Below are 25,037 nucleotides of genomic sequence, written 5' to 3' on the forward strand. Positions count from 1 at the left end.
ATCCACGGGAGGCGAGGAAAGCCATGGGAGACGCGGTGCGCAAAGCCGCCCTGTACGACGCCTTCGCCCGCACCGGCAAGGCGCTGAGCAGCGGAAAACGCCTCGAACTGCTCGATCTGCTGGCCCAGGGCGAGCGCACCGTCGACGCCCTCGCCAAGGCCGCCGGCCTGAATCTGACGACCGCCTCGGCGCACCTCCAGACCCTCCGGCAGGCCGGCCTGGTCGCCACCCGCCGCGACGGCGTACGCATCCACTACCGCCTGGCGGGCGACGACGTGGCCGCCCTCTACGTCCTGCTCCGGCGCGTCGCCCAGACTCACCAGCCCGCCGTCGAACCCGCCCGCACCGCCTACCTGGGAGCCGACGACACCACGGCCGTCGACCGCGAGGAGCTGCTCTCCCGCGCGGCCGCCGGCGAGATCGTCGTCCTGGACGTCCGCCCGGCCGAGGAGTACGCGGCCGGACACATCCCGGGCGCGCTGTCCATCCCGGTCGACCAACTCGCCGACCGCATCACCGAGTTGCCCGAGGATGCCGAGGTGGTGGCCTACTGCCGAGGCGCCTACTGCGTCCTGGCCCACGACGCCGTACGCCTTCTGCAAGCCCGCGGCCGCCGGGCCGTCCGGCTCACCGACGGGATGCTGGAGTGGCGGCTGGCGGAGCTGCCCGTGGAGACGGCGGCGTGAACGGGTGACGCCCCCGCGAGGACCACGGAGGTCTCGCGAGGGCATGGGCAACACAGGGGGCGTCGACAGAACAAGGGGCGTCGACAGAACAAGGGCATCAACACCGCGTCTGTCAGCGGCCGAAGTTGAACCAGTTCACGTTCACGAAGTCCGACGGCTGACCGCTGGTGAAGGTGAGATAGACGTCGTGCGTGCCGGTCACCCCGCTGATGTTCGCCGGGATGGTCCGCCATGACTGCCAGCCGCCCGTGTTGGCCACCGCGAAGCTGCCGATCGGCGCGTTGCTGCGGCTGTCCAGGCGCACCTCGACCAGCCCGCTGACGCCGCTCGCCGCACCGCTCGCCACCCGGGCGACGAACTGAGTGGCCGCCGACGAGCCGAAGTCGACGCCCCGGAAGAGAGCCCAATCGCCGTTGGCCAGAGAGCCGATGTTCTGGCCGCCGCCCGAGTCCGAGGTGGACTCGGTGCTCACGCCGCTCTGGCCGTCGTACGACTCGGCCTGGATGGCGCTGTAGGCGTCACGGTTGCCCGTCGGCGGGGGTGTGGTACCGCTCCCACTGGCCGACAGCACCTGGATGTAGTCGACGACCATCGGGTGGCCGGGCTGGGTGTCGGCGTCCAGCCCGCCGCCGAAGGCGTCCGGGAAGGCGCCGCCCATCGCCACGTTCAGGATGATGAAGAAGCCGTGGTTGGTGGCGTTGGACCAGGTCGTCGCGTCCATCTGGCTCGCGTTGACCGAGTGGAACTGGGTGCCGTCGACGTAGAAGCGGATCGTCTCCGGGCTCACCGAGCGGTCCCACTCCATGGTGTAGGTGTGGAACGCCGACTGGCACGTCGAGCCGGGGCACGCCGTGTAGTTGCCGATACCGGTGGTCTCGTTGCAGGGGCCGCCGGGGTTGGTGCCGCAGTGCATCGTCGCCCAGACCCGGTTCAGGCCCTGGACGTTCTCCATGAGGTCCAGCTCGCCGACGCTCGGCCAGTTGTGGTAGTTGCCGCGGTAGGGCGCGCCGAGCATCCAGAACGCCGGCCAGTAGCCCTCGGCGGCCGTGCCGGTGACGTTCGGCATCTGGATGCGGCCCTCGACGCGCAGCTTGCCGCCCGCCGGGGGCTGGAAGTCGGTCCGCACCGTCTCGATACGGCCCGAGGTCCATCGGCCGGCCGCGTCGCGCCGGGGCGTGATGCGGAGGTTGCCGTTGCCGTCGAGCGAGACGTTGTCGGTGCTGTTCGTCATCGTCTCGACCTCGCCGGTACCCCAGTTGGCGGGGCCGCCCGGATACGACGTGCCGATGTCGTACTGCCAGTTGGAGGTGTTCACGCCGGTGTTCGCGGCGCCGTTGAAGTCGTCGAGGAAGACCTGCGTCCAGCCCGTCGGGGGCGTGGGCGCGGAGGCGTTCGCGGGCGGGACGGCGACGGTGGCGGCGGCCGCCGCCAGGCCGAGAGTGCCGAGCGCCGCGACGAGCACGCGGGTGAGGGGGCGGCGTCTGCGGTGTATGCCGGAGGGTTCGCTCATGGGGGTGCTGCCTCTCGGTGTACGGAGTGGGGAGTTGAGGGTGCGGGTGCCGTTGAGAGCGCTCTCAAAGTGTCGCCAATGTGCTCCCCGTCGTTCCGGTCGTCAAGAGGTGAAGCACAGAAAAGCCTTGCGCCGCAGGGAAGTTCACCCTATGAATGCGTGAATGTGCCGACGCGTGCCGCCTGGGAGAGAAGAGGCTCTGACCGTATGGAACTCGTCTTCACCGGCCGGGTGATCGAATGGCGCGGGCCGGCGCCGTACTACTTCGTCCAGGTGCCGGACCACGAGTCCGCGGACATCCGGGAGGTGGCCGCGATGGCCACGTACGGCTGGGGTGTCATCCCGGTGGAGGCGCGGATCGGCGAGGTCGCCTTCGAGACGTCGCTGTTCCCCAAGGACGGTGGGTATCTGCTGCCGCTCAAGAAGGCCGTGCGTGCGCCGCAGGGGCTCGGGGCCGGTGACGAGGTGACCGTGGGGATGACCGTCCGCCTCTAGAGCGCAACTCGGTGGCGTTCGGCGTGGAGATCAGGAAGGCTCGCGCGCATGGTCTCGGTATTGCAGAACGTGGCGATTGACTGTGCGGATGCCTACGAGCTGGCTCGGTTCTGGAGCAGGGTGACCGGCCGTCCGCTGCATCCGGAGGACAGACCCGGTGACCGGGAGACTCAGGTGATGCTGGCGGAGGGCCCGGTGCTGTACTTCAACCAGGTGCCCGAGGCCAAGACGATCAAGAACCGGATCCATGTGTGTCTGCGCCCTGAGACCTCGCGCGATCAGGAGGTGGAACGGCTGCTGGGCCTCGGTGCCACCTTTGTCGCCGATCACCGGAATCCCGATGGTTCGGGCTGGGCGATCCTTGCTGATCCCGAGGGCAACGAATTCTGCGTTCTGCGCAGTGAGTCCGACCGGGCCGCCATGAATTCCTGACGCTCACGCAGCGGACGGCGAGCCTGCCGTGCCGGGTGGCCACCGCCCGGTGCCTGTTGAGTCGGTTGATGCCGCATTCGACTGCATGGCGCTCGCGGTGGTCGGCCTTGTCGCACCTCGGCAGCCGGCCACCGCGAGCGCGGAGCTTCCGGCGGTTCGCGAGCTGGTCGACCTTTGGCCCACGTCGGCGCGGCCGCCGTTGTCTGTGTCCTCGGCCTCGTCCGGTTCGCCGAGCGCCTGCCGGCGCCGAGCGGCGCCGCGTAGGCGAGATCACCGGCCCACGGGCCCAGGCGCCCTCTGAACCGCCAGCTAGACCTGGGGAAACCCGGTTTCGCGGCCGGTCCGCAGGGCCGCCTACGCCCCCTTCTCCGGCTGCCACCCGAGCCCCCGCGAGATCCCCCGCGCCGCGAGCCGTACCGCCGGCACCAGCACCGGCACCTGTGCGTCGGCCTGGGGTACGACGACCGACACGGCGGCGACGACCGAGCCGCCCGGACCGCGCACCGGGGCGGCGACGGACAGCGCGTCGTCGGTGACCTGGCGGCTGCTCACCGCCACCCCCGTGCGGCGTACGTCGGCCAGCATGCGGCGCAGCCGGGCCGGTTCGGTGACGGTGTACGGCGTGAAGGAGGCGAGCGGTCCGGCGCAGTACTCCTCCTGGAACTCCGGGGCGCTGTGCGCGAGCAGCGCGAGCCCCACCCCGGTGGCGTGCAGCGGCCAGCGGGCCCCGACCCGGATGTGCACGCCGACCGCGGACCGTCCCGACAGCCACTCGATGTAGACGACCTCGGGCCCGTCCTGGACCGCCAACTGCACGTTCTCGTGCGTGGCTTCGTACAGGTCCTCCAGATACGGCAGTGCGACCTGGCGCAGCGCGAGCCCGCGCGGGGCGAGTGCGGCGACCTCCCACAGCCGCAGCCCGACGTGGTAGAGGCCGGAGCCGTCCCGCTCCAGGGCGCCCCACTCGGTGAGGGCGGCCACGAGCCGGTGCGCGGTGGTGAGGGTCAGCCCGGCCCGCCGACTGATGTCCGTCAGGCTGAGCGCCGGGTGCTCCAGGTCGAAGGCACCCAGCACCGACAGCAGCCGGTCGGGTGCGGAACGCGTCCCCTTGGCCGGCAGGGACGGCACGGCGTCGGCGGTCATCGGCACCCCGTCACCCCAGCCCGGACTCGGCGACTCTCTGCAGCAGCGCGTGGAGCTGCTCGCGCTCGGCGGCGTCGAGGGGCTGGACCAGCTCGTTGGTGACGCGCTGCCCGGCCTCGTCGGTGTCCCGCAGGAACGCCCGGCCGCCCTCGGTCAGGACGATGATCCGGCTGCGGCGGTCGTCGGGGGAGGGGCGCCGCTCGGCGAATCCCAGCTTCTCCAGGTCGTCGACCAGGCCGACGATCGCGCTCGGGTCGTAGCCGAGCGACGCGCTCAGCTCGCGCTGGAGGGCGCCCGGGGAGGTGGCGAGGAACCGCAGCAGCGCGTAGTGGCGCAGGCGCAGTCCCGACTCCTGGAGGAAGGTGTTGAACAACTGACCGGAGCGCAGGCCGAGGCGGTAGAGCAGATAGCCCGTGTCCGCGTGCAGCCCGCGCATCCACGGCTCGTCGGCGTCGATCGGTGCAGGGCCTGCGGTGTGCTGGGTGGTCTGCCGGCTGGTGATGGCGGGCTCCCTGGTCGAGGCCCCGGGTGGGGCGTGCGGACGTACCGCACCCAGCATGACGCAAGGACGGGTCGGCAACAACTATTGACGTCAACAACTATTGTTCTTACCTTCGATCTCGAAGCCGCACCGAGAAAGTCGCAGCGAGAAGTCGCGACGCCACCCGAAGGGACCCGCCCGTGCCCAGCATCGATCTCACCGGCAAGGCCGCCGTCGTCACCGGCAGCGGCCGGGGCCTGGGCCTCGCCTACGCCCACGCCCTGGCCGCCCACGGCGCCTCCGTGGTCGTCAACGACGTCGACGAGGCCGTGGCCGAGGCCGCCGTGAAGTCCATCACCGAGGCCGGCGGAACCGCCGTCGCCGAGGTCGTCCCGGTCGGCACCACGGAGGCCGCCGAGCGGCTCGTGAACCGGGCGGTGGAGGAGTTCGGGCGCCTCGACATCCTGGTCACCAACGCGGGCATCCTGCGCGACAAGGTGCTGTGGAAGATGACCGACGACGACTTCGACGCGGTGATCACCACCCACCTCAAGGGCACCTTCACCTGTGCCCGCGCCGCCGCCGTCCGCATGCGCGAGCAGGGCGAGGGTGGCACCCTGATCCTGGTCGGCTCCCCGGCCGGGCAGCGCGGCAACTTCGGCCAGACGAACTACGCCGCCGCCAAGGCCGGCATCGCCGCCATGGCCCGCACCTGGTCGATGGAGCTGGGCCGCGCGGGCATCACCGTCAACGCGATCGTGCCGGTCGCCGCGACCGCGATGACCGAGACCATCCCCGCCTTCGCCCCGTACATCGAGGCCATGAAGAACGGCGAGCCGCTCCCGGACTTCCTGCGCAAGGGCGAGGGCTTCGGCACCCCCGAGGACTGCGCGGCCCTCGTGCCCTTCCTCGCCTCCGAGGCGGCCCGCGGCATCACCGGCCAGGCCATCGGCATCGGCGGCGACAAGGTGGCACTCTGGTCGCATCCGCAGGAGATCAAGACGGCGTACGCCGACGGCGGCTGGACCCCCGACACCCTGGCCGACGCCTTCCCGACGTCGGTGGGCGCCGAACTGCAGTCGGTCGGCATCCCGGCGCCCAAGTTCCCGGAGGCGTGATGACCCCCTCCATGAACGTCCAAGACCTCGTCGCGATCGACGTCCACACCCACGCGGAGGTCTCCACGAAGGGCCACTCCTCCCTGGACGACGACCTGCACGACGCCTCCTCCGCCTACTTCAAGGTGGAGGGCAAGCGGAAGCCGACCCTGGAGGAGACCGCCGCGTACTACCGCGAGCGGAAGATGGCCGCCGTGATCTTCACGGTCGACGCCGAGTCCGCGACCGGCACCGCGCCGGTCCCGAACGAGGAGGTCGCGGAGGCGGCCGCCGCCAACTCCGACGTCCTCATCCCCTTCGCCTCCATCGACCCCTTCCGCGGGAAGGCGGGCGTCAAGCAGGCCCGCCGCCTGGTCGAGGAGTACGGGGTGAAGGGCTTCAAGTTCCACCCCAGCATCCAGGGCTTCTTCCCCAACGACCGCTCGGTGGCGTACGACCTCTACGAGGTCATCGAGGAGACGGGCACGATCGCCCTCTTCCACACGGGCCAGACGGGCATCGGCGCCGGAGTCCCCGGCGGAGGCGGAATCCGGCTCAAGTACTCGAACCCTCTCCATGTGGACGACGTGGCGGCCGACTTCCCGCACCTGAAGATCATCCTGGCGCACCCGTCCTTCCCCTGGCAGGACGAGGCCCTCGCCGTCGCCACCCACAAGCCGGGCGTGCACATCGACCTGTCCGGCTGGTCGCCGAAGTACTTCCCGCCGCAGCTGGTGCAGTACGCCAACTCGCTGCTGAAGGACAAGGTCCTCTTCGGCTCCGACTTCCCCGTCCTCACCCCCGACCGCTGGCTCGCCGACTTCGAGAAGCTGTCGATCAAGGACGAGGTGAAGCCGAAGATCCTCAAGGAGAACGCCGCCCGTCTGCTCGGGCTGACGAAACCGTAAGGGGCGCGACATGCGCAACGAGGGACTGGGGTCATGGCCCGCACGCCGGGCCCGCAAGACCCCGCACCGCACGGCCCTGATCCACGGTGACACCACACTCACCTACGCGCAGCTGTACGACCGCACCACCCGCCTCGCCCACGCCCTGCGCGAGCGGGGTGTCCGCCGCGGCGACCGCATCGCCTACCTCGGCCCGAACCACCCCTCCTACCTGGAGACCCTGTTCGCGGCCGGCACGCTCGGCGCGGTCTTCGTCCCGCTCAACACCCGCCTGGCGGGCCCCGAGATCGCCTACCAGCTGGCCGACTCCGGCGCCAAGGCCCTCGTCTACGGCCCCTCGCATGCCGGGCTCGTCGCCGGACTGCCGGGCAGCACCGACGTACGGACCTACGTCGAAGTCGGCGCCGAATACGAAGAGGCGCTCGCGTCCGCCTCCGTGGAGCCCATCGACGCGCCGGTCATCCCGGACGACACCTGCATCATCATGTACACCTCGGGAACGACGGGCCGCCCCAAGGGCGCGATGCTCACCCACGGCAACATCACCTGGAACGCGCTCAACGTCCTCGTCGACACCGACCTGATCGCCGACGAACGCGCCCTGGTCTCGGCCCCGTTGTTCCACACGGCGGGCCTGAACATGCTGACGCTCCCGGTGCTGCTCAAGGGCGGCACCTGCGTCCTGGTCGAGGCCTTCGACCCCGAGGCCACCTTCGACCTGATCGAACGGCACCGGATCACCTTCATGTTCGGCGTGCCGACGATGTTCGAGCAGGTGGCCCGGCACCCGCGCTGGGCGGAGGCGGACCTCTCCTCCCTGCGCATCCTGACCTGCGGCGGCTCCCCGGTCTCCACACCGCTCATCGCCGCGTACCAGGAGCGCGGGCTCACCTTCCTCCAGGGCTACGGCATGACGGAGGCGGCCCCGGGGACGCTGTTCCTGGACGCCGAACACGCGGTCAGCAAAGCGGGTTCGGCGGGCGTGCCGCACTTCTTCAGCGACGTACGCGTCGTACGGCCGGACCTGACCCCCGTCGACGTCGGCGAGACCGGCGAGGTCGTCGTGCGCGGTCCGCACGTCATGCCCGGCTACTGGGGGCTGCCCGAGGAGACGGCCGCCTCCTTCGCCGACGGATGGTTCCGCAGCGGGGACGCCGCCCGGGTCGACGAGGACGGTTACGTCTTCATCGTCGACCGCATCAAGGACATGATCATCTCCGGCGGCGAGAACATCTACCCCGCCGAGATCGAGGACCTGCTCCTCGCCCACCCGGACATCGTCGAGTGCGCGGTGATCGGAGTGCCCGACGACAAGTGGGGCGAGGTGCCGAGGGCGGTCGTGGTGCCACGTGAGGGCGCCTCGCCGGACCCCGACGAGATCCTCGCGTCCCTCGCCGGCCGCCTCGCCAAGTACAAGATCCCGAAGTCGGTGGTGCTCGCGGACGAACTCCCGCGCACCGCCTCAGGAAAACTCCTCAAGTCCCGAGTCCGTACCCGGTACGGCAACAGTTAAGGAACCGCATGAGCATCACCGTGAACGGCCTCGACGAACTGAAGAAGCTGGCGGGCAGCGACCTCGGTACCAGCGAGTGGATCGAGATCACCCAGGAGCGCATCAACACGTTCGCCGACGCCACGGGCGACCACCAGTGGATCCATGTCGACCCGGAGAAGGCCGCCGAAGGCCCCTTCGGCGCCCCCATCGCCCACGGATACCTCACCCTCTCCCTCTTCATCCCCCTCTTCACCGAGCTGCTGGACGTCCAGGGCGTCACCACGAAGGTCAACTACGGTCTGAACAAGGTGCGTTTCCCCTCGCCGGTCAAGGTCGGCTCGCGCATACGGCTGGTCGGCAGGCTGGCGGAGGTCGAGGAGGTGCCGGGCGGCGTGCAGATCACGGTCGACGGCACCATCGAGATCGAGGGCGGGACGAAGCCGGCGGCGGTGCTGCGGAGTCTGTCGCGGTTCTACGCCTGAGCCGGAAGTCCCAGGGATGTGAGTGAAGGTCGCACGCACCCTGTGCGGCTGACGTGTTCGAGACAGCTACGCGGGCAACAGCGGCTCGAGGTCACGGTCGATGCGTTGCCAGTTCCGTGCGGCCTTCGTCCAGGGGTGGCCGGCCCCGAGCCGGCGGGCGAACAGGGACACCGCCTCGTCCCGCAGCTGTGTGGCCTCCGGGACGCGGCCGAGCGAGCGCAGCGTGACCGCCAGGCCGAGGCCGGCGATCAGGCTGTCGGGATGGCTGCCCCCGAGACAGCCGTGCAGAGCCTGGGCGCAGGAGCGTGACACCTCTTCGGCTCTGTCGAACTGCTCGAGGTCGCCGAGCACGTTGGCCAGCGTCAGCCTGGCGCAGAGAGTATACGGATGGGTGGTGCCGAGGCATGTGCTGAGCGACCGTACCGTCCGGGTGGCTGTCGCCAGTGCTTCATGGGCCTCCCCGGCCGACCGGAGGCAGAGCGCGAGGTTGTGGTCGCAGACCGCGATGTCCGGGTGCTCGGGGCCGCGGAGGCGGATGAAACGGTGCTGGAGGAGACTGAGCGCGGTGCGTGCGGAGGCCAGGTCGCCGACGTCGGCCGCCAGGACCGCCAGATTGAGCCCGCAGGCCAGCCGGTCGGGATCGTCCCGGTCCCATCGGTCGCCGTACGCCTGGTCGGCCGCGGAGGCGAGCACCTCGGCCTCCTTCAACTCGCCCATGCGGCGCAGCGAAACCGAGAGGCTGACCGTCGCCCGCAGCGCGCTGCGCGTGCTCCGCCCCCGCAACTCCTTCAGAGCCGGCCGCAGTACGGCCACGGACCCGGCATAGTCACCCACCTCGCGCAGGTCCCGGCCGAGACCGAGCGTGGACACCAGGGCCGACGGATGACCGTTGCCCAGTACTTCGCGTCTGCGCTGCAGGGCGGCCAGACTCTGCTCCCGGGCGGCCGCGTACTCGCCGACCAGGGACAGCGACCTGGCGAACGCCTCGGAGGCGGAGAGCGCCTGCGGGTGCTCCTCACCGAACGACTCCTGGAACCCAGCCGACACCTCACGGGCCAGCTGCAGGGCCTTGTCGAAGCGGCCCAGCGCCCTGAGGTCCTCCGCGAGGCCCGCGGCGGTCATGAGGGTGTGCGCGTGGCCCGGCGGCAGCAGCTCGCGCTGACGGCTCAGCGTGTCGGCGTCCAGACCGGACGCCTCACCGTAGGCGCCCAGACTCCGCAGCGCGGCCGCCTGATGGGTGCGCAGTTGCAGCACCTGATGCTCGGCGTCCGCGCCGGCCTGGCTCCAGCACTCGTCGAGTCGACGGGCGAGTTCCAACGCGCGTTCCGGCATCCCCAGTCGTACGGTGCGGCGCAGCCGCTCGATCAGCATGTCCCGGATGTCGTCGTCCGCGCACTCGTCGGCCCGCGTCTGATCGAGGTGCGGCCACAACTCCTGCGACGCCTCGTCGTCGGTATCGGCACCGGCCCTGTCGTGGTGCGGTCCCGCGGCACCGATCAGCCGGTGCGCCTCATGGCGGGCGCCCGCACCCTCGGACTCGGGCAGCGCAGCGAGCACCAGGGCCTGCACCATGCGGTGCACCTTCAGCGTGTGACCGGCCTGGTCGACCTCGGCCAGGCCGAGCCGGCTGAGTTCCTGCACCGCCTTGCTCAGCAGCAGCCGCTCGTGCACGCCGGGGTCGTGGGGACGCAGAAGACACAGGGCCGTGTCGGTGTACAGCGGCGCCAACGGCATCGGCAGCGGGGCGAGATGGGAGCAGAGGACGAGCAGCCGCAGCGCCGCGGGAGCACGCTTGCGCAAGGTGGCCAGGGCCAGCCGGGTGGTGGCCGCGACCGGACTGCCGACCGTGGCCGACGACAACTCCTCGAGCTGCTCGGTCAGTTGCCGCAGATAGTGCTCCACCTGCGGGGTCTGTGCCAGCCACGACGCCGCCTGGGTCACCGCGAGCGGCATGTCCTCCACGGCCGTGGCGACCCGGTCGGCATCGCCGGGAGCCAGGGCCGGCACCCGCCGACGCAAGTGCTCGACGCTCTGTTCACGGGTGAAGGCGTCGACCTCCACGGTGTCCATCGCCTCGCTCCAGCGGCGGTCGCGCGAGGTGACCAGCACATGCCCATGCGCGCCCGAGGGCAGCAGCCCGTCCAGACTCTGCGGGCTGCCGGCGTTGTCGTAGACCAGCAGCCATCGGTCATACGGCGCGCCCGAGCCCAACTCGTCAAGGGTCCGGCGAACGGCCTCGGGCACGCCGTCGCTGTGCCGCAGTCCAAGACGGTCGGCCAGCCGCGCCAGTGACAGCAACGTCGACTCCCGGCTCTGCGCGCGCACCCACCACACCAGGTCGTATGCCGCCTGAAAACGATGTGCGTACTCCACGGCGAGCTGGGTGCGACCGCAGGCGCTGAGGCCCTGGTGGGGAAGTATCGCGGCCTGACGACGGCTGACGTCGAGGATGGCGTGCAACTGGTCCAGGTGCCGGTCGCGGCCCACGAAGAACGGGTTGCGTGGCGGGGCCTGCCAGACGGCCGGCGTGCGGCCGGGAAACCGGGGCCGGGCCGACTCCAGCGGTCGTACGGTCGCCTCGCCGGAGAGTCCGACGCTGCGCAGGACGGTCTGGGCCGTGTGCGACTCGTCGAGGGAGGTCAGGTCGACCGGACCGTGGTCGCTGAACGGCGGCGTGAGGGTGATGGGCTCGATACGGAACGGGACCAGCTGCCCAGGGGAGCCGGGCCGGGGCGGGTCCACGCGCTCCCGCAGTGTGCGGGCCCGTGTGGAGCGCAGAAAGGACGAGGACAGCAGCGCCACAGTGCGCGGTGTTGTGCCTGAAGGCGTCGGCTCGGCATCGGCATCGGGGGCGAGCACTACGAAGCCCGAGCGGGTGAGTACCCAGCCGACCCAGTCCGCCCACATCCTGTCCTCCGGCGCGTGCCACAGCCGCAGCGGCGTGGCCACGGGGGACAGCGGCCGCACGTAGGAGGTGAGGTGACGTCTGCGCAGGTCGTCGTCGAGGGGCGGGAAGCTTCTGACGCGCCCGGCGGTGATCTGGCCCGTCAGCCGTTCGAGGGCCGCGAGCAGGCTGTCGGTGGCGCCGGGCGCGTCACCGAACACGGCGAGCATCTCCTCGTATGCGTAATCCTGCCGGTGCGGGATCTCCAAGCCGGCCGGGCTGCCGGGCGGCTGGTCGGGGAAGGAGACACGGACCAGTTCCCGCGCGGCGGCCAGCCGCTCGGCCCGCCCCTCGGTGACCCGCATGGCGACCGGCAGCACATGGACGTCGCGCGGTCTCGCGTTCCGCCGGATGGTCCGGTCCATGGCCACCGCGCCTGCGATGCTCTGCGAACTCAAGGTGAAGCAGTTCACCACCACGTCCGGCAGATCCATGGTGCACAGGGCGACCAGGTCGCTCACCCCGCAACGGCTGTCGATGAGGGTGTAGTCGTAGTGGTTCCTCATGTCGTGGCGCAACGCCTCCAGGAACCGCACGCCGCCGAGGAACTCGGTGAAGTCTCCCCAGTTGAAGCCCATCAGATGGGTCAGGTACTCGGCGTCCCGCCGCCCCGCCGGCATGTAGTCGAGGGTCCCGCCGCCGGGGAAGGTCCAGTCGACCGAAACGGAGTGCGGCAGCACGCTGGCATGACGGCGTATCACGTCTGCCTCCGGTTCGTTGCCGGTGCGCCGGTCCACCACGTAGTCCGCGAAGAGGTTGAGCACTCCCGTCGTCGCGCCGGAGGTCGCGGCGTCGAGGAACGGGTGGAAATAGCGGTGCAGGCCCGGCGCCTCGACGTCCCAGTCCGAGGCCAGTACCCGGTAGCCGTTGGAAGCGAGGATCCACGCCACGTTCGCCAGTGCCATGGTCCGTCCGGTGCCGCCCTTCTGGGAGTAGAAGGTGATGATCTGTCCGTCAGGGGCGGCGGTCATCGGATGCCCCCTCGACGGGTCCTCCCAGCCGGAACCGGGGGGTCTGCGAACCCGGAGGCGGATGGCTCGGGGTGAACCTGAGGAACTGCGCGGCCGCCCACTGGATCACGTGAGGAAGGAGGGCCATGAACTCGGTCAGCGAGGGGACTCCGGCCATCGCCGCCCGCGGGATGCTCCGGACGCGCTGGACGGTTCGCGGAAGGGTCTGCTCCAGGGCCGTCTGCCACCCGAGTCCGCTTTCGTCGTCCGAGCCGGACGCGTCCGACGGCACGATCACCCCGAGCCACGGCAGCGCCGCATCATCCACCCGGGTCAGCAGTGCCCGCCACTTAGGGTCGGAAAGCGTCCATTTGTCCAGCAGGATCAGTGCCAGACCGTCCGGTCGCCGCTCGGTGAGCAGACCGCCGACCGCTCCGTCGAGCGACTCGATCGTGGGACGGTAGTCGAGCCGCTCGGCGATGGCCGCGGCGATCTCGGCGAGTGGCCGGGTGGAGTCCGTGTCGCTCTGGCGGTAGGGATTCCAGTCGAGGGCGGAGGGTCCGTAGCACTGTACGGGGCGTCCCGGTGGCAGCTCCTGGCGGCTGGGTGCGGCCACGATGATGCGCATCCGGCGCAGGCTGGTGCGCTGTTCGAAGGCGCTGGGCAGCTGTGCGAAGTCCAGGGGGCGTCCGACGGGGAGCGGGTTCTGCTGGGCGGTCGCGGTGATCGTCTGAGCCAGCAGGTAGGTGATCTTCTCGTACTGCTGCCGGAACGACCGCAGCTTCATCAGCCCGTACAGGCCGAAGGTCGTGTACTCCCGGCCGAATCGCTCGTGCTCGTACGGCAGGCTCTGCGCGGCGTGGGGAAGCCTCTGGAACGGTACGGGCGCCCACAGCGCCGGCACGATGGCCGGGGGACCGGGCGGCGACAACGCGCTGTGGCGTGCCTGACGTTGGGAGAAGGCCGACCACTCGCGGCCGCAGGTGTCGCTGATGAAGTAACGGGGCGAGTACAGGGGGACGAACACCCGGCAGGTGGCCAGTGCCTCCGCTGTCCGGTCGCTCCAGCTCTCACCGGCCCTCATCTCACGATCCATGAATCCGACGGCGGGGACGTCCGTCATCGACATGATGTACTCGCACAGGTCTCGGAACAGCCGGTGCACCCACATGTCCGGATCAGGGGCGTCGAAGGGGTCGAGGCGCGGCGTGTGCGCGTAACTCAGAAAGAAGTAGGGCCTGTTCGCATCCGGCTCGCTCCGTTCCAGCCCCACCCGAAGCCCTCCCTACGGGTCCGATGGTCACAGCGTCCGCAGGAACGCGGCCAGCTCCAACATGTCGACGCGCTCATATTCCTCCGGGTGGACGACGATCGTCAGCTCTTTGCAGACGACCGACTGCCGTGACGTGGTGACGAAGGACAACAGGATCAGCTTGATCAGGCTCGCGTGGTCCATGGTGTCGATGCGGGCCAGGTCCGAGCCGATGACCGGCATGGCCACCGTCTCGCGCCGGGCGTGCACATGCAGCGCCCGCCACAGCTCGCCCAGACTGTGCCAGACCTCGTCGGGCCCCGAGCCGACCGTCAGGTCGTTGCGCATGGTGCCGTAGGCGCTGAGGAAGTATCGCCGGGCGGGGAGGCCGAGGACGGCGACCGTGCCGAGCGGATAGCGGGACAGCTTGCCGGCCCGTTTCGCCGCCCGTTCCTCCACCGCGACCGGCTGCTTCCCCGTCAGGGCGACCGCGAGTTCACGGTCCAGCCGGTCGACCTCCCCGGCATAGACCCGATGCAGGAACTGGCCCTGCACACTGCGCCGCGCGATCACCAGATCGTCGGTGGTGTCGGTGTCGAACACATCGTTGAACCCGATGACCAGATGGCACGGCTGGTCGAACAGGTCCCCGATTGCCAGGGTCACGGAAAACTGCGGATGGGTGAAGTCGTGACTGACCCGGTCCCGGGGCCAGGACTGCACGATGCCCCCCGCCAGCGCCACGCCCGCGATGACAAGGAACGTCGTACCGCGAGGCAGCGTACTGTCCGGCCAGAACGTCAGATACAGCTGCGCGGCGCCCGAGAGCACACCGAACTGCACGGCGCACGCCCGCCCGGCCGTGGACAGCCCGAGACGGGTGCCGAACAGGATCCGCAGCCGGTGCCTGAGCCCCGGACTCATCCCGCCTCGTCCCCGCTCGGGGTCTCCGCCGTGGCAGTGACCGGACCGACGGGCTCGTCGTAGACACCGACGAATCTGGTCAGCTTCCTCGGGGATGTGCCATGGCCGTTGCGGAGGGCGTCCACGGCCCGTTCCAGGTCGGTGATACGGCTGATCTGTTCCTTCACCAGCGAGGCCAGCTCCTCCAGGATCTCCTTCTGCGAGCGGCGGGGCGGCCCCTGTCCGTCGCCGTCCGCCGCCAGGTCGATCGCAGCCAGGGCATCGCGCAGATCGGGCCACGCTTTGGCGAACCGTTTCGTGAGCCTGGTGTCGTCGGGTTGGCGGCCCGCGGACTTGCAGAGCACCTCATTGATGGTCCGCACCAACCTCAGCACATCGTCCCTGTCATGAGCCCGGGTCGACTGGAACTGGCGAAGTGGACTGCTCGCCGCCTCCAGATCGGCGTGGCTGCCTTCGAGGAGGAACGGCACGACTCTGCCCTCGTGCTCATTGACCTCCTTCGACAGGGCTCCCGATTCGAAAGTGATCCAGGGTGCGTCGAGATTGGAGTGGGTGATGCAGGCGATCCCGAAGGAACTCTGGTCGAGCTGTTCCTTGAGTTCGTCCAGCCCGCGCGCTCCCTTCCTGATGCTGTCCGAGGAGACGAAGGGCTCGATCTCGTCGCTGAAGAACGGCAGCCACTCGGCGAGCAGTTCGGCGCACTGTTGAGAGGCGCGTCCGGACCAGCTGAGAAAGATCTTCATTCCCCGTCCCCCTGGCTCTGCGGCCCGCTGCGAGGATAAGCCCCGCGGTGGCCAACTGCTCCTGGACCGACGCAGACAGCCGCCTCGACGGCTAATCTGGACGACCCAGCACGCAACAACCCGAAGCGGCGGCGACACGGTTCCGACACGGCATGGCGGGGGGCGGCGATGACCGATGACCGTGACGGACGCATCGTCACGTTCTACTCCTACAAGGGCGGTACGGGCCGCACGATGGCGCTGGCCAACGTCGCCTGGATCCTCGCCGCCAACGGCAAGCGGGTCCTGGCGGTGGACTGGGACCTGGAGGCGCCCGGCCTGCACCGCTTCTTCCATCCGTTCCTCGACCCGGCCACGATCGTCGCCACCACCGGCGTCATCGACCTGCTCAAGGAGTACGCCTGGGCGGTCACCGGCGACGGCATGGACAGCGAGCGGCGGCCGCCGGACTGGCATCGCGAATACGCCCGCATCCAGCGCCACGCCGTCTCCCTGGACTGGCCGTTCCCCGAGCCCGGCACGCTCGACCTGGTGTCCGCGGGCCGGCAGAGCCGCGACTACTCGGCGATCGTGAGCACCTTCGACTGGGACAACTTCTACGACCGTCTCGGCGGCGGTGCCTTCTTCGACGCGCTGCGCGAGGACATGCGGAAGAACTACGACTACGTCCTCATCGACAGCCGTACGGGACTGTCCGACATCGCCGACATCTGCACCGCTCACCTCCCCGACGTCCTGGTGGACTGCTTCACCCTCAGCGACCAGAGCATCGACGGCGCCTCGAGGGTCGCCCACGACATCCACGAGCGCTTCCGCAGCCGCAGGATCCGTATCCTGCCCGTCCCCATGCGCATCGACGAGGGCGAGAAAGCGAAGGCCGACGCCGGACGTTCCCTGGCGCGGGAGAGGTTCGACGGTTTCCCCTCCGGCATGACCGCCGAGGAACTCTCCGACTACTGGGGATCGGTGGAGGTGCCGTACCGTCCCTACTACGCCTACGAGGAGACACTGGCCACCTTCGGGGACGAGGCCGGCAACCCGACCTCGCTGCTGGCGGCCTTCGAACGGGTCACGGGCGTGATCAGCGACCGGACCGTCACGATGCTGCCGCGCATGGACGCGAACGTGCGCGAGGGCATCAACCGGAAGTTCACCCGCAGCCGGCTGTCGCCGCCGTCCGACGTGCAGCTGAGTTATGTCTCCGAGGACCGCATGTGGGCCGACTGGATCGCCGGGCTGCTGTCCAGGGCCGGGTTCAGGGTCGAGCTCAAGCACGTCGGCTGCGAGGGGGACGGTGCCGAGAAGCCCGCCGACCGTAGGGTCGTCGTGATTTCTCCGGCGTTCCAGCGCTCAGCCCGGGCCCGCCAGGTGTGGGAGTCGGCCATGGGCGGTGACCACTCCGGCCGCCGCCAGGTGGTCGCGGTGCGGGTCGGCGACGTCCGCCCCGCGCCGATGTTCAGCGAGTGGCCCACGGTCGACCTGGTCCGGACGAACGAGAAGAACGCCGCCTCCGCGCTGCTGCGGGCCCTGGGCAAGCCGCCACTGCCGGCCGAACTGCCCGATGACGCCCTGGCCACCGAAGCCCGCTTCCCGGACACGGTGCCCAAGTTCTGGAACGTCTCACCGCGCAACCCCTCCTTCACCGGCCGCAGCGCCCTGCTGGAGCGGCTGCGCGACGGCCTCGGCAGCGGCGCCCCCGGCCGCGCGCCCGCAACGTACGCCCTCTACGGGCTGGGAGGTGTCGGCAAGACCCAGCTCGCCCTGGAGTACGTGCACCGTTTCGCCGCCGACTACGACCTGGTGTGGTGGATCCCCTCGGGGCAGAACGAACTCGTCGTCTCCGCCCTGGCGGACCTGGCCCGCCGGCTGGGCCTGCGCGCCGGCGACGACACGGGCCGGGCGGCCCAGGAGGTGTGTGACCATCTGCGCCGGTCGGGCGCGACACTGCGCTGGCTGCTGGTGTTCGACGACGCCGACGAGCCGCAGGAGGTGAGCCGGCACTTCCCCCGCGGCACCGGCCACGTCCTGGTGACCTCACGCAACCAGACCTGGCTGCAGTACGGCGAGGTCGTGGAGATCGACCCGCTCCTGCGCGAGGAGAGTGTCGAGCATCTGCTGCGCCGGGCCGCCGATCTGACCGCCGAGGACGCCGACCGGGTCGCCGCCGCTCTCGGCGACCTGCCGCTGGCCCTCGATCATGCGGGTGCATGGCTGGCCGAGACCGGCACACCCGTCGACACCTATCTGGCGGAACTGGAGCAACAGGCCGAACGCATACTGTCGTTCACCCGACCCGCGAACTACCCGCAGCCTGTGGGCGCCACCTGGAACGTCTCCCTCGAGCGCTTGAAGGAGCGCTCACCGGCCTCCGTACGCCTGCTTCAACTGTGCGCGTTCTTCGCGGCCGAGCCGATCTCCATGAAGCTTCTCTACGGCGACGAGATGATCCGGGCCCTCGCCATGGAGGATCCCTTGCTGCAGGAGAGGATGGTCTTCGGCCGGGTGATCCGGGAGATCGGCAGGTTCGCGCTCGCCAAGGTCGACCGGGCCACCGAGTCGCTCCAGGTGCACCGGCTGGTGCAGGCGATGATCCGCTCCCAGCTCACGCCACAGGAACAGGACGAGGCTCGGCACGTGGTCCACCGCATCCTGGCGAGCGCCCGTCCGCCGGGTGAGGAACCGATCGACGTGCCGGAGAACCAGCCCGTCTTCGCGGCCATCTGGCCGCACCTGGAGGCCTCCGAGGCCGGTACCTGCGACGAGCCGGAGACCCGGCAGCTGCTCATCGACCGCGTCCGCTACCTGTGGAAGCGCGGCGATCTCGACGCCGCCCTCGCCTTCGCAGAGTCCCTGCGCCGGCTGTGGGAGCGCCAACTCGCCGAGCGAGGCGCACGGATCGGCGCGCGGGAGGATAAGACCGCCGCGGACACGGAGCGCACCGCAGGCACCGACGAGGAGCGGGCGGCCACGATCGCGGCCCAGCGACGCCATGCCACCGATCTGCAGATCCAGATCCTCCATCTGTGCTTCCACATCGCCAACGTGCTGCGTTCGCTCGGCAAGTACGCGGAGGCGGCGGCCCTGGGTTCGGACACCCTGGCCCGGCAGCGCACAGTGCTGTGCCCCGGCCACCCGCACATCCTCATGACGGCCGGCGGCCTCGCGACCGACCTCGGTGGCATCGGCCGCTTCGACGACGCCCTGGAGATGGCCGACGAGGCCTGTCTCGGCTTCACGGAGAGCTTCGGCGAGGACCACCCGCGCACACTGAGTGCCGGCAACGACCGTGCCGTCTGTCTGCGGCTGCTGGGCCGGTACCACGAGGCCCGCGACATCGACCAGGCGATCTACGAACGGCGGCGCAACGACCTGGGCAGCACGCATCCGCACACCCTGATCAGCGCCACCAACCTGGGCCGTGACCTGCGGGAAGTGGGTGAATACCCGACGTCGGTCGCACTGCTGCGGGACAGCCACGCGACCTACGAGGCACTGTTCGGCGAGGCCCATCCCGAGACCCTGCGCACGGCCAAGAGCCTCGCCGTCTCGCTGCGCAGGGCCGGCCTGCTGGAGGAGGCCCGGGCACTGACTCAGCAGACCCGCGAGCACTACCGGCTGCGTGAGACCCCTGCGTCCGCTCCGGACGTGCTGGACTGCGCCCTGAACCATGCGGCCGACCTCTACGCGACCGGTGCCCGGGAGGAGGCGCTCTTCCTGGCGCAGGACACGGTGCGCCAGTACCGCGCGGCACCCGGCGAGCGCCACCCGGCGACGCTGGCCGCCCTCAACAACCTCGGCATCTTCCTGCGCGGAGCCGGTGAGACCGCCAAGGCGGGCAAGCTGCTGGAGGAGAACCACGCCACCCTGCGCGAGGTGCTCGGCGAACACCATCCCTACTCCCTCGCCTCCGCCGTCAACCTCGCCAACGTGCTCGCGGAGCAGGGCGAGCTGCACGAAGCCGAGGAACTGGAACGCAGGGCGGTGGCCGGCTTCCGGTCCGCCCTCGGCCCGGAACACCCGGACACCCTCGTCTCCTGCGCCAACCTGTCCGTCACCCTGCGCGCGCTGTGCCGGACCCCCGAGGCCGACCGGCTCCAGGAGAGCGCCCACGCCGATCTGACCCGGTTGCTCGGCGAGGACCATCCCCACAGCGTGAGCGTGCGCGACGGCAAGCGCATCCACCAGGACCTGGAGCCGCTGCCCGCGTGATCGCGTGCACCGGCTTTTGGCAGGTCAGTGACCGAGAGGTGCCGCGGACTCGCCGGTGTCGTGCCGCACCGCCACCAGGTCGAGCAGGCGCCCGGCGGTCTCGTCCGCGAGGGGTGTGAGCCGCTCGTGCACCGCCCGGAACGTCTTCTCGGCCTTCTCGGCCGGCCAGTCGTCCGGCAGGTGCTCGACCGGCAGGCGCGGGTCCCGGCGGATGACGCGCAGCCACTCCGCCTGCAGCCGCAGCCGCAGTGCGAGGGCGTCGTCGGCTTCCGGAAGCTGCGTCGCCCACGGTTGCCAGCGCCGTACGAACGACTCGTAGAGCGCCGCCAGTTCGGACAGCTCCCAGGTCTCCTCGATCATCGCGCTGATGTCCATCCCGGCGTCGGCGTGCGCGCGGAACACCTTCACGTGGGCGGACAGCCCGAGTTCGGCGACCAGGGACGACACGTCGACCTCGCCGGGGGCGATCCACAGGCCGCTGAACAGCGGGCCGAAGCCGCTCCAGGTGAGCTTGGAGCGCAGGTCGTGACGCTGGCGCTGCCAGGACTCGGGGAGGGAGAAGCCGAGCAGGGTCCAGGTGCCGTCCCAGTGGCGGTTGACGGCGCCGGTCTGCCAGATGCGGTGCGCGCCGTCGCGCAGGACCCTCTCCGAGTGCTCGGTCAGGCCGAAGTACATGCGGCGGCCCCCGCGCTGGCGGCGCAGCAGACCGCGGTTCACCATGCGGGTCAGCGTCGAGCGGGTCGCCTGCTCGCCGACGCCCGCCCGCGCGAAGACGTCGATGACGCTGCCCGAGTACACACAGACGTCCCGCCCGAGCACCTGGTCGCCCAGGAACGTCAGCATGAGGGACTGGGGCCGCAGTGCCTCTTCACCGGTCACGCGGCCCACCGTACCCCTCGTCGATCAGCGCGTGACCTGCCGGTACGCGTATACGGCCGTCGCCACCGCGCACACCCCCGGCGGGATCATCTCCACCCGCAGGGTGCCGCTGTTCACGTCGTAGTCGACGCCCTCCGTCTCGAACGTGCCCGTGCACACGCTGCGCTGCGGCAGCGCGAACAGGCTCTTCACCGCGCCGGTGATCGGCTGACCGTCCACCTTGCGCGGCAGGTCCACCTGGAGCAGCGGGCGGATCTCCGGGAAGAGCGTGCCCGTGGCGTCGTTCGAGGCGCACACCAGCCGGGTGTCCGTCACGAAGTCGCAGCCCTGGATGTCGCGCACCGGCTTGTCCAGGGTGATCTGCCAGGCCTCCTTCAGGTCGCCGCCGGTCTGCGGGGTGGACGGGTTGAGCAGGGGGGCGGGGAAGACCTGGAGTCTCTTCTGCTCCCCCCACTCGCCCGACACCAGCCACTGCCCGTCGGGCGAGACGGTGGCGAAGGAGTTGTTCAGCTTCTCGCCCGGGTTCAGCCGATGGACGTACTCGTAGCGCTTTCCGGCCGGGGTCGTCACCGCGAACATCTTGGACGTCGCCGTGTCCGGGCCCTGGTAGGCGTCGAAGACGTGGCCGCGTGCGATGTCCGGGTCGCCGACGTGGTTCCAGCCCTTGAGGCGCAGGTCCAGGGGGATGGAGGCGAGCCCGCGGTACAGCAGTGAGCCGTCCGCGCGGCTCGCCAGGCCCTGCCCGCCGCCCAGGGTGTCCGTGTACGCCGTACCGGACTCGGCCCAGTGCGGGTCACCGGCGGCGGACGCCGTCCCCGCGCCGAGCACGAGGGCACCCAATAAGCAACCGGAGGTGAGGAAGTGACGTCTCATCAGGCTCCTGCCACGTCGACGAATACGGGGTTCGAATAGAACCACGTATCCGTCCACGGGTCACCGTTTCCGGGCTCGTGCGGGATCGGCCCGTGCGGGTCGACCGACGCGCCGAGGTAGCCCGCGCCGTGGCGGTTGCCGTCGCTGCCGCGCAGCCGGACGTAGAAGGACTCGTCTCCGGCGGTCAGCGGGATGCGCAGGGTGTACGTCCCCGTGCGGCCGCTCACGTCCTTCGTCTCGACGACCTTGGTGTCGGGCGCCTTCCAGGAGTCCCGGTCGGCCACCGGGCCGCGCACGGCGCCCCGGATGACGTCCACGTGCGCCAACTCCGGCAGGATCCCCTGGGGATTGGGGCGGGAGGCGGTCGTGACCGTCACGTACAGGGTGAGCTTCTCGCCCTTGCGTACCCGCAGCCGGCCGCCCAGCGTGACGCCCCGGCCGAAGTCGCAGTCCCGCTTGAGGCGGACGTCGAGGCCGTCGAGCAGATGCCCGTGGTCGAGCCAGACCCGGCCGGCGCGCAGGCCCGCCATCACCGCGCGGTAGCCGTAGCGGGTGACGCCGACGTGGGTACGGCTGAACTGGCCCGGCCAGAAGTCGCTGCCCGGCTGCGGGGTGTCGGTGTTCACCGGGTCGGGGAGCTTTCCGGTGTTGTCGAAGTTCTGGCCCGCCGGCCAGTCGCCGTTCTTCCAGGTGTCGAAGACGATGCGGTGGGCGTCGGAGTTCGTGGTGATCGAGAACAGGCTGCCTTCCGCCAGCATCGAGTCCCACAGACCGCCGACCGTCGCGGTCGCCCAGTCGAAACCGCCGTATGTCAGGTAGGCGTCCGCCGGGTAGCCCGCCCAGGACTGCGCCGACGGCTTGTTCTCGTACTCGCCGCGGATCGAGGCCGCCCCGCGCCAGCCGGGGATGGCCGCGCCCTGGGCGCCGGGCGCGCCCTCCATACCGATCATGATCTCGGGGGCGGCGTCCCGCCAGCCCCGCATCTCGTGCGGCGAGTCGATGCCGAGGCGCATCGGGTGGTTGGCGAGGACCAGGACGTCGTCGACGTATCCGGTACGGCGCTGTTCGGCGAGCCACTGGATGGCCTTGACGGCGTGCGCCTCGTTGCGGGCGGTGTCCGCGCCGCCCGCGGAGCCGTCGGTGTAGCCGAGCAGCTTGCCGTCGTAGGCGCTCTCGAACTTCGTGAGCAGGTCGACTTCGTTGGGGCCGGGCGCCGCGAACACCGTGCAATGTTCGGCGGCCGGGATGTACCACTCCAGGCCCTGGAAGATCAGCTGGCGGGGGTTCTCGGCGCGCGCCTTGAGGATCTCCTCGTGCTCCAGCGGCGCTCCGTACTTGGCGTGCCCGAAGTTGGAGTGCTCGGTGAACACCATCCAGTCGAGGCCGTACTCGGCGCCCGCGGCGGCCAGTTGGGAGAACGTGTACTTGGCGTCGTGGCTGTAGACGGTGTGGATGTGGTGGTCGCCGACCAGGTAGGCCAGGCGGGGGTCGGCGCCGCCCAGGCGCCGGCCGGCGGCCACGGCCGGCACGGCTGCCGGGCCCAGCGCGAAGGCGGCGCCGAACAGGCCCGCGCGGCGCAGGAGTTGACGTCTCGACACGCCCTGGGCGTCGAGGGCGGCGGGGGAGACGGACGGGTCGGCCCAGACGGGCAGCTGCTGCTCGGTCATGGTGATCCTCGAAGGCTCAGTGGTTCATGAAGGACGTGACGGGCAGCGCCCGCCCGACGATCCGGACGTCGCCGAGGCGGCCGTACAGGATCTGGTCGATCCGGCCGCCGTACTCGTAGCCGCCGAGCAACCACGGCAGGCCGACGGAGGTGATCCCGACCACCGGCGCCTTCGGGTTGCGGACCACCGGGCAGCCCTCGACATACAGCGTCGTGTGCTCGCCGTCGCTGACGACCGCGAGGTGCCACCAGGTCTCCAGTGGCGTCTCCTGGCCCCAGTTGGTGGCGATGCCCTCCTGGTTCAGCGGGCGCATCGCCCACTGCGGCTCGCGGTCGTTCGACAGGGACAGCGTGGCGAGCGGCTCGTCCGGGTCGTCGGCCGTCTTGCCGGCGGCGCCACCCGTGCCGGTGCGGCTGACCAGACCCGACCAGGCGTTGTGGGAGGGGTCCCAGTCGGCGGGGAGGCGGTAGAACGCCTCGATGGTGTAACCGTCGGCGAGCGTCGCCGAGTTGAGCGGAGCACCGTCGACCGTGCGCAGGTACGCGCCCTTGAGCGGGGACTTGAAGCCCTGGAACTCCAGGCTGCCGTGGCCCGGCTGGTCGGGGTGGTGGTCGGCCGACCAGCCCAGCTTGCCGCCGCCCACCGTGACGAGCGTGAGGTCGTTGCCGCGACCGGACAGGTCCCGGACCCTGTGGCCCACGGGCTCCTCGAATCGCCAGTACGCCACCGTGCCCGGGATCAGCATCCGCGACGCGGGCCGCGCCGGGCGCGCGGGCACCGGAGCGAAACCGGAGAAACGGTCGGCGAAGTCGATCTCGACCGTGAACCGGTCGGCGTCACCGCTGAGTTCGATCTCCCGCCGCTCCAGCTCGTTGAGCCCCTCGGCGGCCCGGCCCAGAATCCACGGGGAGACCGTCTCCACGTCGATCACGTTCCGGTCGAGGTCGAACCGGTACAGGCGGATCATCGCCGCGCCGCCGAAGTAACGGTTCTGGTAGTTCGTCAGATGCAGGTGTACGTCGTTGCCCGCCGCGTTCTTGCGGGTCGCCCGGCCGGCGGGCCAGTAGTGCCCGTTGAGGGTGAGGAAGATCTGGTCGTGATCCTCGATCAGCTGGTCCCACAGCTGCTGCCCGTACGCCGACAGGGAGTCGTCCTCGACGACCAGCTCGTGGGTGGTGAGGACGACCGGTGTCCTCGGGTGGGCGGCCATGACGTCCTTGGCCCACGCGTAGCCCTTCGCCGACAGCCGCCAGTCCAGTGCCAGCACCATCCACTCGCGCCCGGCGGCCTTGAAGAGATGGAAGGTGTTGTAGCCGTCGGGGGAGGCACCGCCGAAGGTCTTCTTCCCCTGGAACCGCTTCGGCCCGAAGGCGTCCAGATACGGCGTCGCACCGCGCTGGTCGGTCGTGGACGACTTCACGTCGTGGTTGCCGGCGAGGACGCTGTAGCCCACGCCCCGCCGGTCCAGGATCCGGAACGCCTCGCTGATCGCGGCGACTTCGGGCTGGGTGCCGTTCTGGGTGAGGTCGCCGAGGTGGGACAGGAAGACGATGTTCTCCTCCCGGCCGTGCTCCAGCAGATAGCGCAGGGAGGCCTCCACGGGCGCCTTGTCGATGCTCGGCCCGTCGAAGAGGTACTGCGTGTCCGGCATCACGGCGAGCGTGAAGCGCCGGCTGTCCGGGTCGGGCCGCCAGTCGGTGGCCGTGACCTCGGCGGGCGCTGCCTCGGCGACCGCCGGAACGGCGACCGAGGCCGTCGCGGCGGCACCGAGCAGCGCGGTGGCCCGGAGGAAACTGCGTCTTGCGGCGCCGGCCTGCGCGGCCTCGCCCTGGGGGTGGTCATGCGAAGTACACACGTGTGCTCCGTG

At 70.3% G+C, this 25,037-nt stretch carries 19 protein-coding genes; 8 read left to right on the forward strand and 11 right to left on the reverse strand.

Features of this window, described 5'->3' with window-relative positions:
* Positions 1-23: 23 nt before the first annotated feature.
* Positions 24-686, forward strand: coding sequence for an ArsR/SmtB family transcription factor (locus ACQEV2_RS35700; protein WP_433051167.1), 663 nt, complete (start codon positions 24-26; stop codon positions 684-686).
* 112 nt (positions 687-798) lie between these two features.
* Here the strand turns inward: ACQEV2_RS35700 and ACQEV2_RS35705 are convergent, their stop codons facing one another.
* On the reverse strand, positions 799-2,196 hold the full coding sequence (locus ACQEV2_RS35705; RefSeq protein ID WP_433051170.1) for a glycoside hydrolase family 16 protein: 1,398 nt from the start codon (positions 2,194-2,196) through the stop codon (positions 799-801).
* Between the two features lie 207 nt (positions 2,197-2,403).
* On the opposite strand from ACQEV2_RS35705, the gene ACQEV2_RS35710 reads away from it, so the two are divergent.
* Positions 2,404-2,691 (forward strand): DUF1905 domain-containing protein, encoded by a 288-nt coding sequence (locus tag ACQEV2_RS35710; RefSeq protein WP_433051173.1) that lies wholly within the window; start codon positions 2,404-2,406, stop codon positions 2,689-2,691.
* A gap of 48 nt (positions 2,692-2,739) precedes the next feature.
* Positions 2,740-3,123 (forward strand): VOC family protein, encoded by a 384-nt coding sequence (locus ACQEV2_RS35715; RefSeq protein ID WP_433051176.1) that lies wholly within the window; start codon positions 2,740-2,742, stop codon positions 3,121-3,123.
* Between the two features lie 354 nt (positions 3,124-3,477).
* Here the strand turns inward: ACQEV2_RS35715 and ACQEV2_RS35720 are convergent, their stop codons facing one another.
* Positions 3,478-4,266 (reverse strand): IclR family transcriptional regulator, encoded by a 789-nt coding sequence (locus ACQEV2_RS35720; RefSeq protein WP_433051179.1) that lies wholly within the window; start codon positions 4,264-4,266, stop codon positions 3,478-3,480.
* 10 nt (positions 4,267-4,276) lie between these two features.
* On the reverse strand, positions 4,277-4,825 hold the full coding sequence (locus ACQEV2_RS35725; protein ID WP_433051182.1) for a MarR family winged helix-turn-helix transcriptional regulator: 549 nt from the start codon (positions 4,823-4,825) through the stop codon (positions 4,277-4,279).
* A gap of 122 nt (positions 4,826-4,947) precedes the next feature.
* Here ACQEV2_RS35725 and ACQEV2_RS35730 point away from each other — a divergent pair, with 122 nt between their 5' ends.
* From ACQEV2_RS35730 to ACQEV2_RS35745, 4 genes are read left to right on the forward strand one after another with little or no spacing between them, the layout of a single operon-like run.
* Positions 4,948-5,865 carry an SDR family NAD(P)-dependent oxidoreductase gene (locus ACQEV2_RS35730; protein WP_433051185.1) on the forward strand — a complete coding sequence of 306 codons (918 nt, stop codon included), beginning with the start codon at positions 4,948-4,950 and terminating at the stop codon, positions 5,863-5,865.
* An 11-nt stretch (positions 5,866-5,876) separates the two neighbouring features.
* Positions 5,877-6,752 carry an amidohydrolase family protein gene (locus ACQEV2_RS35735; RefSeq protein WP_433051188.1) on the forward strand — a complete coding sequence of 292 codons (876 nt, stop codon included), beginning with the start codon at positions 5,877-5,879 and terminating at the stop codon, positions 6,750-6,752.
* A 10-nt stretch (positions 6,753-6,762) separates the two neighbouring features.
* Positions 6,763-8,265: an o-succinylbenzoate--CoA ligase gene (menE, locus tag ACQEV2_RS35740; RefSeq protein ID WP_433051191.1), complete on the forward strand. Its 1,503-nt coding sequence runs from the start codon at positions 6,763-6,765 to the stop codon at positions 8,263-8,265.
* A gap of 8 nt (positions 8,266-8,273) precedes the next feature.
* Positions 8,274-8,729: a MaoC family dehydratase gene (locus ACQEV2_RS35745; protein ID WP_433051194.1), complete on the forward strand. Its 456-nt coding sequence runs from the start codon at positions 8,274-8,276 to the stop codon at positions 8,727-8,729.
* A gap of 66 nt (positions 8,730-8,795) precedes the next feature.
* Here the strand turns inward: ACQEV2_RS35745 and fxsT (ACQEV2_RS35750) are convergent, their stop codons facing one another.
* The 4 genes from fxsT (ACQEV2_RS35750) to ACQEV2_RS35765 are packed head-to-tail and all read right to left on the reverse strand — an operon-like array spanning position 8,796 to position 15,542.
* Complete coding sequence (fxsT, locus tag ACQEV2_RS35750; protein ID WP_433051197.1) at positions 8,796-12,644, reverse strand: FxSxx-COOH system tetratricopeptide repeat protein; 3,849 nt, start codon at positions 12,642-12,644, stop codon at positions 8,796-8,798.
* Entirely contained in the window at positions 12,628-13,896 is a 1,269-nt protein-coding gene (locus ACQEV2_RS35755) for a TIR-like protein FxsC (RefSeq protein WP_433051200.1), read from the reverse strand. Before ACQEV2_RS35755 ends, fxsT (ACQEV2_RS35750) begins: the two co-directional genes overlap by 17 nt.
* Positions 13,897-13,923: 27 nt before the next feature.
* Positions 13,924-14,799, reverse strand: coding sequence for a macro domain-containing protein (locus ACQEV2_RS35760; protein ID WP_433051203.1), 876 nt, complete (start codon positions 14,797-14,799; stop codon positions 13,924-13,926).
* Positions 14,796-15,542: a TIR domain-containing protein gene (locus ACQEV2_RS35765; protein WP_433051206.1), complete on the reverse strand. Its 747-nt coding sequence runs from the start codon at positions 15,540-15,542 to the stop codon at positions 14,796-14,798. Before ACQEV2_RS35765 ends, ACQEV2_RS35760 begins: the two co-directional genes overlap by 4 nt.
* Before the next feature lie 168 nt (positions 15,543-15,710).
* On the opposite strand from ACQEV2_RS35765, the gene fxsT (ACQEV2_RS35770) reads away from it, so the two are divergent.
* Positions 15,711-19,751, forward strand: coding sequence for an FxSxx-COOH system tetratricopeptide repeat protein (gene fxsT, locus ACQEV2_RS35770; RefSeq protein ID WP_433051209.1), 4,041 nt, complete (start codon positions 15,711-15,713; stop codon positions 19,749-19,751).
* A 24-nt stretch (positions 19,752-19,775) separates the two neighbouring features.
* Here fxsT (ACQEV2_RS35770) and ACQEV2_RS35775 read toward each other — a convergent pair whose 3' ends face one another.
* Genes ACQEV2_RS35775 through ACQEV2_RS35790 form a run of 4 tightly spaced genes read right to left on the reverse strand, consistent with a single transcriptional unit; the run spans position 19,776 to position 25,025 of the window.
* Positions 19,776-20,630 carry a PaaX family transcriptional regulator gene (locus ACQEV2_RS35775; RefSeq protein ID WP_433051212.1) on the reverse strand — a complete coding sequence of 285 codons (855 nt, stop codon included), beginning with the start codon at positions 20,628-20,630 and terminating at the stop codon, positions 19,776-19,778.
* A gap of 24 nt (positions 20,631-20,654) precedes the next feature.
* On the reverse strand, positions 20,655-21,503 hold the full coding sequence (locus ACQEV2_RS35780) for a hypothetical protein (RefSeq protein WP_433051215.1): 849 nt from the start codon (positions 21,501-21,503) through the stop codon (positions 20,655-20,657).
* Complete coding sequence (locus tag ACQEV2_RS35785; protein WP_433051218.1) at positions 21,503-23,170, reverse strand: PHP domain-containing protein; 1,668 nt, start codon at positions 23,168-23,170, stop codon at positions 21,503-21,505. Before ACQEV2_RS35785 ends, ACQEV2_RS35780 begins: the two co-directional genes overlap by 1 nt.
* Positions 23,171-23,186: 16 nt before the next feature.
* Positions 23,187-25,025 carry a LamG-like jellyroll fold domain-containing protein gene (locus tag ACQEV2_RS35790; protein WP_433051221.1) on the reverse strand — a complete coding sequence of 613 codons (1,839 nt, stop codon included), beginning with the start codon at positions 25,023-25,025 and terminating at the stop codon, positions 23,187-23,189.
* Positions 25,026-25,037: the final 12 nt, after the last annotated feature.

The sequence above is a fragment of the Streptomyces sp. CA-251387 genome (assembly GCF_050936625.1).
GTDB lineage: Bacteria > Actinomycetota > Actinomycetes > Streptomycetales > Streptomycetaceae > Streptomyces.